Raw genomic sequence first — 13076 nt, forward strand, 5'->3', positions numbered from 1 at the left:
CTTCTTCGCAAGCAGGGGCCGCGGAACTGGCTTCGCCAGGCCGCAGGCGCAGCGGCCCCCTCGGGGGGCAGGGAGCTACACGAAGTGAGCGACCGTGGGGGCGATATATAATCAAGGGCTTTTCAAAACACAGCTTCGCCCGAGCGCATACAAAGCAAACACCCTTACAAAAGCAGCCCGAAGACTCTCGTTTGAGAAGTTTCTTGTGCACGCTTGGGCGGACCGTAACCAAACCGGAGAACCCAGTGCTTTTGTCTCTACAGGGGAGCCACACCCAACCCCCGCACGCCATACTGGCGCTTGCAGACGGCACGGTCTTTATCGGCAATTCGATTGGAGCCGCCGGCTCCACCGTCGGTGAGGTGGTGTTCAACACCGCCATGACCGGTTATCAGGAAATCCTCACGGATCCGAGTTACTGCCAGCAGATCGTTACCCTTACATATCCCCATATCGGCAACTACGGCATCAATGCTGAAGACGTTGAAGCCAGCAAGGTGTTTGCCGCCGGCCTGATCATCAAGGACCTGCCTTTGCTGGCATCCAATTTCCGATCGACCATGACCCTGTCCGAATACCTGGTCAAGGAAAACACTGTGGCGATTGCGGGCATAGATACCCGCCAGCTGACCCGCCTCTTGCGTACCAATGGCGCCCAGAATGGCTGCATCCTGGCTCTGGCGCAAGGTGAGGCCATGAGCCAGGCGGCCATTGAGAAAGCCGTCGCTGCCGCGCGCGCTGCGCCAAGCATGGCTGGGCTTGACCTGGCCAAAGTCGTCTCTGTCAAACAAACCTATGAGTGGACCCAGACCGAGTGGAAGCTGGGCTCGGGTTACGGCGTGCAGATCACACCCAAATTTCACGTCGTAGCATTTGACTTCGGCGTGAAGAAGAACATCCTCCGCATGATGGCTGAACGCGGTGCACGCATCACGGTTGTGCCCGCGCAGACGCCTGCGGCCGATGTGCTCAAGCTCAAGCCAGATGGCATTTTCCTGGCCAATGGGCCGGGTGATCCCGAACCTTGCGATTATGCGATTGCCGCCGCGCGTGAACTGATTGAAACCGGCATCCCGACCTTCGGTATTTGCCTGGGGCACCAGATCATGGCGCTGGCCAGCGGTGCAAAGACCTTCAAAATGAAGTTTGGCCACCACGGCGCCAACCACCCGGTCAAGGATCTGGACAACGGCCGTGTCAGCATCACCAGCCAGAACCATGGTTTTGCAGTCGATGAAAAAAGCCTGCCGGCCAACCTGAGGCCTACGCACATCAGCCTGTTTGACGGCACGCTCCAGGGGCTGGCCCGTACCGACAAGCCGGCGTTCTGCTTTCAGGGGCACCCTGAGGCATCGCCCGGCCCGCATGACATTTCGTATTTGTTTGACCGTTTCACCGCGCTGATGGAACAGGCCCTGGAGAAGAAGAATGCCTAAGCGCACAGACATCAAATCGGTTCTCATCATCGGCGCCGGCCCCATCATCATCGGCCAGGCCTGCGAGTTCGACTACTCCGGCGTACAGGCCTGCAAGGCGCTGCGTGAAGAGGGCTACAAGGTCATCCTGATCAACAGCAATCCGGCGACCATCATGACGGACCCGGCAACGGCCGACGTGACTTACATCGAGCCCATCACCTGGCAGACGGTTGAAAAAATCATCGCCAAAGAGAAGCCCGACGCCATCCTGCCGACCATGGGCGGGCAGACCGCGCTTAACTGCGCGCTGGACCTCTGGCACAACGGCGTGCTGGACAAATACAAGGTCGAGCTGATTGGCGCCAAACCCGAAGCCATCGACAAGGCCGAAGACCGCCTGAAGTTCAAGGACGCCATGACCAAAATCGGTCTGGGTTCTGCCCGCTCCGGCATCGCGCACAGCATGGACGAAGCGTGGGCAGTGCAGAAGACTCTGGGTTTTCCGACGGTCATTCGTCCCAGCTTCACGCTGGGCGGCACCGGCGGTGGCATCGCCTACAACTCGGAAGAGTTTGAAGTCATCTGCAAGCGTGGCCTGGAAGCCTCGCCGACCAACGAGCTGCTGATTGAAGAATCCCTGCTCGGCTGGAAAGAGTACGAGATGGAAGTGGTGCGTGACACCGCCGACAACTGCATCATCGTCTGCTCGATTGAAAACCTGGACCCCATGGGCGTGCACACGGGTGACTCCATCACCGTGGCCCCGGCGCAGACGCTGACCGACAAGGAATACCAGATCCTGCGCAATGCATCGCTCGCGGTACTGCGCGAGATTGGCGTGGACACCGGCGGTTCCAATGTGCAGTTCTCCATCAACCCGGTCGACGGCCGCATGGTGGTGATCGAGATGAACCCGCGGGTGTCGCGCTCCTCCGCACTTGCATCCAAGGCCACCGGTTTCCCGATTGCCAAGGTTGCTGCCAAGCTTGCAGTCGGCTACACGCTGGACGAGTTGCGCAATGAAATCACCGGCGGCGCGACGCCTGCGAGTTTCGAGCCCAGCATTGACTACGTCGTCACCAAGATCCCCCGTTTTGCATTCGAGAAATTCCCGGCTGCCGATTCGCGCCTGACGACGCAGATGAAGTCTGTGGGTGAAGTCATGGCCATGGGCCGTACCTTCCAGGAGTCATTCCAGAAGGCCCTGCGCGGCCTTGAGGTCGGTGTCGACGGCATGAACGAGAAAACGCAGGATCGCGAAGTTCTTGAAAAAGAACTTGGTGCACCTGGCCCTGACCGCATCTGGTACGTGGGTGACGCATTTGCCATGGGCATGAGCGTTGACGAAGTGTTCGCACTGACCAGGATTGACCCCTGGTTCCTCGTGCAGATTGAACAGATCGTGAAGATCGAGCTTGAACTTGAGACGACGACACTCGACAGGATTGACGAAGTCACCCTGCGTGCGCTCAAGCAGAAGGGTTTCTCCGACCGCCGTCTTGCGAAGCAGCTCAAGACCACAGACACAGCCATTCGCGAAAAGCGCCGTACGCTGGGCGTACGCCCTGTGTACAAACGTGTGGACACCTGCGCGGCAGAGTTTGAAACCAACACGGCCTACATGTACTCGACCTATGAGGCCGAAGGCAGTGAGTGCGAAGCCGCGCCTACCGACAAGAAAAAGATCATGGTGCTGGGTGGCGGGCCCAACCGCATCGGCCAGGGCATCGAGTTTGACTATTGCTGCGTGCATGCCGCGCTGGCCATGCGTGAAGATGGTTACGAAACCATCATGGTCAACTGCAACCCTGAGACCGTTTCAACTGACTACGACACCTCTGACCGTCTGTATTTCGAACCGCTGACGCTTGAGGACGTGCTTGAAATCGTCGACAAGGAAAAACCTTTCGGTGTGATCGTCCAGTACGGTGGCCAGACGCCATTGAAGCTGGCGCTTGATCTTGAGAAAAATGGCGTCCCCATCATCGGCACCTCGCCTGACATGATTGACGCCGCAGAAGACCGCGAGCGCTTCCAGAAGCTGCTGCATGCGCTTGAACTGCGCCAGCCGCCCAACGCCACGGCGCGCACCGAACCTGAAGCACTTGAAAAGGCTGCCGCGCTCGGCTATCCGCTGGTGGTTCGCCCCAGCTATGTGCTGGGTGGCCGCGCAATGGAGATCGTGCACGAGCAGCGCGACCTGGAGCGCTACATGCGCGAAGCGGTCAAGGTCAGCCATGATTCGCCCGTGCTGCTCGACCGCTTCCTGAACGATGCGATCGAATGTGATGTCGACTGCATCCGCGACGCTGCCGGTGCGACCTTTATTGGTGGCGTGATGGAGCACATCGAACAGGCTGGCGTGCACAGCGGTGATTCCGCCTGCTCATTGCCGCCGTACTCGCTTGGTGCTGCAACCGTCACTGAAATCAAGCGCCAGACCGCGGCCATGGCCAAGGCGCTGAATGTTGTTGGCCTGATGAACGTGCAGTTTGCCATCCAGAACATCGATGGCAAGGACGTCATCTATGTACTGGAAGTCAATCCACGCGCCTCGCGTACCGTGCCATTTGTCAGCAAGGCCACCGGCATCCAGCTGGCCAAGGTGGCTGCCCGCTGCATGGTCGGGCAGACGCTGGCGTCGCAGGGCATCAAAAACGAGGTCACGCCGCCTTATTTCAGTGTGAAGGAAGCCGTCTTCCCCTTCGTGAAATTCCCGGGCGTGGATACCATCCTCGGGCCTGAGATGAAGTCGACCGGTGAGGTCATGGGCGTCGGCAAGACCTTCGGTGAGGCCTTTGTCAAATCCCAGCTCGGCGCGGGTACCAAACTGCCCAAATCGGGCAGGGTGTTCCTCACCGTCAAGAACAACGACAAGCCACGTGCAGTTGAGGTGGCCCGTGCGCTGGTCGCTTTGAATTTCGACCTGGTGGCCACCAAGGGCACGGCCACGGCCATCCAGGCTGCGGGAATCGCATGCACCGTCGTCAACAAGGTCACTGAAGGCCGTCCGCACGTGGTGGACATGATCAAGAACGAGGAAATCGCCCTGGTCATCAACACCGTGGAAGAGCGTCGCAATGCGATTGCCGATTCCCGGCAGATCCGCACGTCATCGCTGCTTGCGCGGGTGACCACCTTTACAACCATCGCTGGAGCCGAGGCTGCTGTGGAAGGCATGAAATATCTGGACAACCTGAGCGTTATCTCCGTCCAGGAGATGCATGCCCAGCTGGCGTGACGCCCGTATGACGTGAGTCATTTGGATTAAAATTGAGGCAGATTAGAAACGCCGCCGCCAGGTGACTGGTGGCGGTTTCGCTTTTTCAGGAGCAGAAAACATGGCAACCATACCCATCACCAAACGCGGCGCTGAAAAGCTCAAGGCCGAGTTGCACCAGCTCAAGACGGTAGAGCGCCCAACGGTTATCAATCTGATCTCGGAAGCGCGCGCCCAGGGCGACCTGAGCGAGAACGCCGAATACGATGCCGCCAAGGACAAGCAGGGTTTTGTCGAAGGGCGTATCCAGGAAATCGAGGGCAAGTTGTCTGCCGCGCAGATCATCGACCCGTCGGAGCTCGACGCGGGCGGCAAGGTTGTCTTTGGTTCCACCATCGAGCTGGAAGATGAAGATACCGGCGACAAGGTCACCTACCAGATCGTGGGCGAGGACGAGGCCGACATCAAGTTCGGCCGGGTCAACATCAGCTCGCCGATTGCGCGTGCGCTGATTGGCAAGGACGAGGGTGACACCGCCGAGGTTCAAGCCCCGGGCGGCATCAAGCGCTACGAAATCATTGCGGTGATGTACATCTAAAGATGCGCCGGAGTTTGCCCATCATCGCCGCCGCCCTCTGGTGGGGCAGCCTGACTACCCTGGGCTTTCTCGTCGTTCCCATGCTGTTCGCCAATCTGGCCACGCCGGCGATGGCGGGCGCCATGGCTGCCAAACTCTTTAGCGCCCAGACCTGGGTCAGCATCGCCTGCGGCTTTCTGCTGTTGCTGGCGCTGAACAGGAAAGATCCTGACACGGGCGCGCTGAAGGTGCCGACGGTGATGAAATTCATCGTTGCCGGCCTTTTGCTGGCTGCGCTGGTCGAATTCGGCGTGTCGCCGCGCATCGTCAGTGCGCGTTCTGATGGCAGCAACCTCAAGCTCTGGCACGGGCTGGGGACGGCCATGTATGTGCTGCAGTGGTTGTGCGCAGGCGCCACGCTCTGGCTGCTATCCCGCTCCTCACCTCAGGCGGCATCCAGCCAGTCCTGAAACGCGTATCCCATGACGGATTGGCACGAATTTTAATGCTTCGTGCTATTTAATTTATAGCTGCTCACGTGCGTATTTAAAGGGCTGCAGCCCGATTTGGTGCCTGAAAATGGCTTTTTGGGGCCTTTTTTTCAGGTTTTCGAGCCTGCCCAGCCTTCAAATTGGCAAAATGTTAATACCCAACTTAACATTTTCTCAATTTTTAACGTATACGTTAAAAATTGAGCCTCTGGGTATCTGAAGGCTCAGGCAGCGGCTTCGCGTTCGGCAGCTTCCAGCGTGTTGACCAGCAGCATGGTGATGGTCATGGGGCCCACGCCGCCTGGTACGGGTGTGATGTAGCCGGCAACCTCGCTGACACCTTCGAAGTCCACATCACCGCAGAGCTTGCCTTCGTCGTTGCGGTTCATGCCCACGTCGATCACCACCGCACCAGGTTTGACCATGTCGGCGGTCAGTACGTTGCGCTTGCCGACAGCCGCAACAATCACGTCCGCCTGCAGCGTCATGGCCTTGAGGTCTTTGGTCGCACTGTGGCAAATTGTGACGGTGGCACTTTTCTGCAGCAGCATGAGCGCCATGGGTTTGCCGACGATGTTGCTGCGGCCAATCACCACCGCGTGTTTGCCTTTCAGGTCGTAGCCAATGCTCTCCAGCATCTTCATGCAGCCGTAAGGCGTGCAGGGCCAGAAGCCTGGCTGGCCCACCATCAGCGCGCCGGCGCTGGCGACGTGAAAGCCGTCCACGTCCTTGGCGGGTGAAATCGATTCGATGACTTTCTGCGCGTCTATATGTGCCGGCAGAGGTAATTGCACCAGGATGCCGTGGATGGCCGGGTCGTTGTTCAGCGCATCAACGCGGGCCAGCAGGTCGGCTTCGCTGAGGGTGGCGGGGTACTGTTCAAGTACAGAGTGAAGTCCATTGTCCTGGCAGGCCTTGACCTTGTTGCGCACATACACCTGGCTGGCAGGGTTTTCGCCGACCAGCACCACGGCCAGGCCGGGTGTGATGCCCTTGGCACGCAGGGCGGCCGCACGCTGGGCGACTTCGGTACGCATTTGTTTTGAAAGGGCGTTGCCGTCAATGAGTTGGGCGGTCATGTTGTTGATCAATTCCTGAAATGAAAACGCCCGCAGCTATCGGGGCTACGGGCGCGTGGCGCTTTAAAAACGGGCAGGCCGTGTGTCAGGCCTTTGGTGCGTTGCTTCCAAGTGCGATCTTGAGCAGGTCGGCCACTGTGTTGGCGTTGAGCTTTTCCATGATGTTGGCGCGGTGCGCCTCTACCGTCTTGATGCTGATGCCGAGGTCGTCAGCGATCTGCTTGTTCAGGCGGCCGGCGACGATGCGCTCCAGCACCTGCGTTTCGCGCAATGTCAGCTTGGCCAGAAGGGCGTCGCGGCTGGCTGACTGCTGGAAGTCGCTGAAGGCTTCCTTGGCCTGCTCCAGCATGCGTTCGACCAGGTTGACCAGGGCTTCTTCCTGGAAGGGCTTCTGGATGAAGTCCATCGCACCCTTTTTCATGGTGTTCACCGCCATGGGCACGTCGCCGTGGCCAGTGATGAACACGATGGGCAGGGGGGACTTGCGTTCAACCAGCCTGTCCTGCAGTTCAAGGCCGGTCATGCCGCCCATGCGGATGTCCACGATCAGGCAGGCGACTTCGCGCGGGTCGTAGCGTGAGAGAAAGGTTTCAGCGGAGTCATAGCAGCGGACCCGGTAGTCCTTGCCTTCAAGCAGCCACTGCAGGGAGTCGCGTACGCCCTCGTCATCATCAACGACGTAGACCGTGCCTTTTTTGGGGATCAAGCTCATGCCAAACTTTCTCTGTGAGTTGCTGAATGAAGTCAGGTCAGTGCTACGTTATCGGTAGCAGGGGGCAGCGGTGAAAGCAGGGGTGTAACGGGAATCCAGAAGGTAAACCGGCAGCCCACAACTTCCTCGCCATTGTAGAGGTTCTCGGCCTCCATCCGGCCCTGGTGGGACTCGACAATGCTGCGGCACAACTTCAGGCCTATGCCCATGCCTTCCGCCTTGGTGGAATAAAAGGCTTCATAGAGCCGGCCCATCACTTCGGGCGACAGGCCGCGGCCAGAATCCAGCACCGAGAACTCGACCACGGCCTGGTCCTCGATGTGTTTGGGCACCACCCTCATTTCAACGCTGCGCCTTGCCGGTGGCAGGTGGGCCTGCTCAATGGACTCCGCCCCGTTTTTCATCAGGTTGATGAGGACCTGCTCGATCAGGATGGGGTCCACCATCACCTCGGGCAGTCGCGCCGCAATGTAGTGCGACAGCCGCACGTTGTGGCGGCGCAGTTCGATGTCGGCCAGCTCCATGGCGTTGTTGACCATGGTGCCCACGTCAGACAGCGTGCGGTTGGGCTCGCTGCGTTTGACGAACGCACGTATGCGCTGGATGATCTGGCCGGCGCGGTGCGCCTGTTTTGCGGTTTTTTCAAGCGCACCCAGCAGGTCTTCATTGCTGATCTGCTGGCTCTTGATGCGCGACACCATGCCATTGCAATAGTTGTTGATGGCCGTGAGCGGCTGGTTCAGTTCATGCGCCACGCTGGAAGCCATCTCGCCCATGGTGATGAGGCGGCTGGCGTTTTGCGCGCGTTCGTTCTGCAGGGCGGCCTGCTCCTCGGCATGGCGGCGCGGGGTGATGTCCGTGGCGATCACCATCTGGGCCAGGCGGCCGTCCACCCAGGTCAGGTAGCGCGAGCGCACTTCCAGCCATTTGCCGAGCTCAGGCACAAATATTTCGGCGTTTTCTGTCTGCGCGTCTGTCAGCGTGTCGGTAGGGAAACCCGCCAGGCCATCGACGGCATCCAGTGCATCGTCGGTGGGCGCCGTTGCAGGCACACCGGCCTGGGCGATCAGGTTCATGTGGCCGGACACCTCACCGCCAAACCATGAGCGGTAAAGCTTGTTGGCAAACAGCAGCTCTTCGCTGCCCAGAGGCGCCACGGACACGGCAGCGTCCAGCCCTTCAAGCACGGTGGTGAAGCGTTCATAAGACGCTGTCAGTTCATCACGAATGCGCCTCGGTTCGGTGATGTCGGTCATGGACGTCATCCAGCCGGTTTGCTGGCCGCGCGGGTCTATCAGCGGTGAGACATAAAGACGCGCATCGAAAACCTGGCCGTTCTTGCGCTTGACCTTGACCTCAAAACCCGACGGCGGCGTGCGGCCGTTCAGTTCGTCATTGAGGCGCGCCATCAGCGTGTCGATCTCTGCTTCCGGCCAGTGCGGAAAGGGAGGCGTACAGCCGACCAGTTCCGCTTCGGTCAGGCCCGTCATCTGGCAGAAGGCCGGGTTGACGTAGGTGATGCGGCCCTGCAGGTCCAGCACACGCATGCCGGTCAGCATGGAGTTTTCCATCGCCCGCCGGAAGTTCGTTTCGGTGATGAGCGCCTGCTGGGCCTGCACGCGCCTGCGCGTGTGGCGCCAGGTGCCCAGCAGCATCCACACAGTGATGGCGCTCAGGGCACTTACCAGCCAGAAAAAGCCGCTGCCTACAACACCCAGTGAGGTTCTGTAGCCCTGGGCCCTGATGAGCAGCCCATTGCCCACGGGAGACACAGGTATCTCGTATTCAGCGGCATCGTCTGACCAGGGCAGCAGCCTGGCAGCCGGATTGCGCGGCGGGGGCATGTTGCCCGCCAGCACGCGATTTTTATCGTCCACCAGCATGAACGCGTATTTGGCGGTGACTTCAGTCGGTACGCCAAAACGGAGCAGCCCGTCAATGGAGTACTCGCCCATGATCACGCCATCGAACTTTCCCTGGCTGTCGAGCGGAACCACGATCTGCAATACCGGTGCGTTGTAGCCGCTGCTGTCGTTCGGATTCAGTGGGCGCGAGTACACGGGCTGACGCAGGTCGCGGGCCAGGCCATAGGTACCGTCCGTTTCGCCGGCCTTCAATTGCTCGCCGGCGACCCTGACCTGCGCGACGTTGGCGCTGGCGGATACATACAAACCCACGACCTTGCGCTTTGAATCCACCCAGGTCACCGCCAGCAGTTCCGGGTACTGGTTGACCAGCGACTCCGCCTGCAGGATGAACTCTTCGCGGTCGATTTCCTTGTTGGAGATGTCGCGCCCTATGCGCATCAGCTGCTCCTGCCGCTCCAGCAGGCGCAGGCGCAGGCGTTGCTGGGCATATTCAACGTCGCGCCTGACGGCCTGGCGTTCGCGGTCTATTTCCTCAATGCGCAGGTAGCCAAAAGCAGCGATGACGGCGGCCAGAAAAAGAATGACCGCCAGCAGGGGGCCCAGTGTGATGAACCGGTCCTGCCGCGAGGGCGATTGTTTGCGCCACCAGTGACTCCACCACGCTGGTGATGCTGCTGACGGAAGCAGGGCGGTTGGCGGCAGTGGCGGAAGGGGGGTGGACACGCCAGCAGTTTAAGTGAGATGTCTGCTGCAGGGGTGTATCCCCCTCTGGCCTTGAGCATTACGAATTACATTACGCCGCTTTTTAAATTTCTTAATATGAAATCAAAAAGCACAATTTGAAATTTGGCAAATATTGTGGGAAACTGGAGACTTGAATCCAAATTGGGTTAAAACTCGTTTGGAGACAAGCTTTGCGCCCGGGCAGGCTGAAGCCGTAACGGGTTAAACCACAGAGTATTCAAGCAGGAGACAAACATGGCCGCCAACCCTAGCAATGCAGGTGACAGCCTGAACGCCGCCGCGAACGACGCGCTGGACAAGGACACCCAGGAAACCCGCGAGTGGATGGACGCGCTGTCCGCCGTCATCGAGAGCGAAGGCCCTGAACGCGCCCACTTCCTGCTCGAACAACTCCTGGAACATGCCCGCCAGAAAAGCATAGACATGCCTTTCTCGGCCAACACGGCTTACGTCAACACGATTGAGGCAGACCAGGAAGCACGCGCGCCCGGCAACCTTGAAATCGAAGGGCGCCTTCGCGCCTACATGCGCTGGAATGCCATGGCCATGGTGGTCAAGGCCAACCGCCTGCACCCTGCCGACGGCGGTGACCTTGGCGGCCACATCGGTTCTTTCGCGTCGCTGGCCAGCCTGTTTGGCGCAGGCTTCAACCACTTCTGGCATGCCGAGAGTGAAAACCACGGCGGCGACTGCCTCTACATACAGGGCCATGTGTCACCAGGCGTTTATGCGCGTGCATACCTTGAAGGCCGGCTGACTGAAGAGCAGTTGCTCAACTTCCGCCAGGAAGTCGATGGCAAGGGCCTGTCGAGCTACCCACACCCCAAACTCATGCCCGAGTTCTGGCAGTTCCCCACGGTCTCCATGGGTCTCGGCCCGCTGATGGCGATTTACCAGGCGCGCTTCCTCAAGTACCTGCACGCACGCGGCATTGCCAACACCGAAAACCGCAAGGTCTGGGTGTTCTGCGGCGACGGCGAGATGGACGAAGTCGAATCCATGGGTGCGATTGGTCTCGCCGCGCGTGAAAAGCTCGACAACCTCGTGTTCGTCATCAACTGCAACCTGCAGCGCCTTGACGGTCCGGTGCGTGGCAACGGCAAGATCATCCAGGAGCTGGAAGGCGAGTTCCGTGGCGCTGGCTGGAACGTCATCAAACTCATCTGGGGCAGTGGCTGGGACCCCCTGCTGGCCCGTGACAAGGATGGCATCCTGAAGAAAATCATGATGGACACCCCCGATGGCGACTACCAGGCCATGAAGGCCAATGATGGTGCCTACGTGCGCAAACATTTCTTCGGCCAGCACCCCAAGGCCCTTGAGATGGTAGCGCACATGAGCGATGAGGAAATTTTTGACCTGCGCCGTGGTGGTCACGACTCCAAGAAAGTCTACGCCGCTTTCCACTCGGCGGTTAACCACAAAGACCAGCCGACGGTGCTCCTGATCAAGACCGTCAAGGGTTTTGGCATGGGCAAGATTGGCGAAGGCAAAAACAACGTTCACCAGACCAAAAAACTGTCGGACGAGGATATCAAGGCCTTCCGTGACCGCTTCAATGTTCCCATTCCCGACAGCCAGCTGGCCGACATTCCGTTTTACAAGCCAGCAGACGACACCCCTGAAATGCAATACCTGCACGAGCGCCGCAAGGCACTCGGGGGTTACCTGCCGCATCGCCGCACCAAGGCCGATGAAAGCTTCACCGTGCCTGCGCTTGACACCTTCAAGTCGGTGATGGAGCCCACGCCTGAAGGGCGCGAAATTTCGACCACACAGGCCTATGTTCGCTTTTTGACACAGCTGCTGCGCGACCAGGCCCTGGGCCCGCGCGTCGTGCCCATCCTGGTGGATGAAGCACGTACCTTCGGCATGGAAGGCCTGTTCCGCCAGATCGGCATCTACAACCCTGCCGGCCAGCAGTACACCCCGGTCGACAAAGACCAGGTCATGTACTACAAGGAAGACACCAAGGGCCAGATCCTGCAGGAAGGCATCAACGAAGCCGGCGGCATGAGCAGCTGGATTGCCGCTGCCACCAGCTACAGCACCAGCAACCGCATCATGGTGCCGTTTTATGTGTATTACTCGATGTTCGGCTTCCAGCGCATTGGCGATCTGGCCTGGGCTGCGGGTGACATGCAGGCGCGCGGCTTCCTGCTGGGCGGCACCTCCGGCCGTACCACGCTCAATGGTGAAGGCCTGCAGCATGAAGACGGCCACAGCCACATCCTGGCCAACACCATCCCCAACTGCGTGAGCTACGACCCGACCTTTGCGCACGAAGTCGGCGTCATCCTGCACCACGGCCTCAAGCGCATGGTCGAGCGCCAGGACAACGTCTTCTACTACCTGACGCTGCTGAACGAAAACTACGCCATGCCCGGCTTGCAGCCCGGCACCGAAGAGCAGATCATCAAGGGCATGTACCTGTGCAAGCATGGCCCGGCCCTGGCAGCCAAGGCACCCACGGTGCAACTGCTGGGCAGCGGCACCATCCTCCGCGAAAGCATCGCTGCGCAGGAACTGCTTGAAAAAGACTGGGGTGTTTCAGCAGGCGTCTGGAGCTGCCCGAGCTTCAACGAACTGACCCGCGACGGCCAGGACGCCGACCGCTGGAACCTGCTGCACCCGACAGACACGCCACGCGTGCCTTTCGTGACGCAGCAGCTGTCGACAACGACCGGCCCGGTGGTAGCATCGACAGACTACATGAAGGCATATACGGATCAAATCCGCCCCTTCATACCCAAGGGCCGCACCTACAAAGTATTGGGCACCGACGGGTTTGGCCGAAGCGACTTCCGCAGCAAGCTGCGCGAGCACTTCGAGATCAACCGCCACTACATCGTACTGGCCGCGTTGAAGGCCCTGAGCGAAGACGGCACGGTGCCGGTCGCCAGGGTTGCTGAAGCCATCAAGAAATACGGCATACAGACCGACAAGATCAACCCTCTTTACGCTTGA

Annotated in this window: 8 protein-coding genes; 5 read left to right on the top strand and 3 right to left on the bottom strand. The window is 59.6% G+C overall.

The genetic code is table 11. From position 1 onward, the window contains the following. Positions 1–245: 245 nt before the first annotated feature. The 4 genes from carA (at position 246) to HYX42_RS01325 (ending at position 5685) form a co-directional block, all read left to right on the top strand. A complete protein-coding gene (carA, locus tag HYX42_RS01310; RefSeq protein ID WP_293398795.1) occupies positions 246–1436 on the top strand; it encodes a glutamine-hydrolyzing carbamoyl-phosphate synthase small subunit in 1191 nt (396 codons plus the stop codon). Then, positions 1429–4659, top strand: coding sequence for a carbamoyl-phosphate synthase large subunit (carB, locus tag HYX42_RS01315; protein ID WP_293398796.1), 3231 nt, complete (start codon positions 1429–1431; stop codon positions 4657–4659). The genes carA and carB overlap by 8 nt, the downstream gene beginning before the upstream one ends. Before the next feature lie 100 nt (positions 4660–4759). Continuing rightward, positions 4760–5236: a transcription elongation factor GreA gene (gene greA / locus HYX42_RS01320; protein WP_293398797.1), complete on the top strand. Its 477-nt coding sequence runs from the start codon at positions 4760–4762 to the stop codon at positions 5234–5236. Between the two features lie 2 nt (positions 5237–5238). Next, positions 5239–5685: a DUF4149 domain-containing protein gene (locus HYX42_RS01325; RefSeq protein WP_293398798.1), complete on the top strand. Its 447-nt coding sequence runs from the start codon at positions 5239–5241 to the stop codon at positions 5683–5685. 245 nt (positions 5686–5930) lie between these two features. Here HYX42_RS01325 and folD read toward each other — a convergent pair whose 3' ends face one another. The 3 genes from folD to HYX42_RS01340 form a co-directional block, all read right to left on the bottom strand. Further along, the gene (gene folD / locus HYX42_RS01330; protein WP_293398799.1) at positions 5931–6785 is read right to left on the bottom strand and encodes a bifunctional methylenetetrahydrofolate dehydrogenase/methenyltetrahydrofolate cyclohydrolase FolD; all 855 of its coding nucleotides are present in this window, start codon (positions 6783–6785) and stop codon (positions 5931–5933) included. Positions 6786–6870: 85 nt separating this feature from the next. Then, complete coding sequence (locus HYX42_RS01335) at positions 6871–7497, bottom strand: response regulator transcription factor (protein WP_293398800.1); 627 nt, start codon at positions 7495–7497, stop codon at positions 6871–6873. A 32-nt stretch (positions 7498–7529) separates the two neighbouring features. After that, positions 7530–10067 carry a PAS domain S-box protein gene (locus HYX42_RS01340; protein WP_293399991.1) on the bottom strand — a complete coding sequence of 846 codons (2538 nt, stop codon included), beginning with the start codon at positions 10065–10067 and terminating at the stop codon, positions 7530–7532. Positions 10068–10343: 276 nt separating this feature from the next. On the opposite strand from HYX42_RS01340, the gene aceE reads away from it, so the two are divergent. After that, a complete protein-coding gene (gene aceE / locus HYX42_RS01345) occupies positions 10344–13076 on the top strand; it encodes a pyruvate dehydrogenase (acetyl-transferring), homodimeric type (protein WP_293398801.1) in 2733 nt (910 codons plus the stop codon).

Source organism: Polaromonas sp., from assembly GCF_016185115.1.
Classification (GTDB): domain Bacteria; phylum Pseudomonadota; class Gammaproteobacteria; order Burkholderiales; family Burkholderiaceae_C; genus Polaromonas.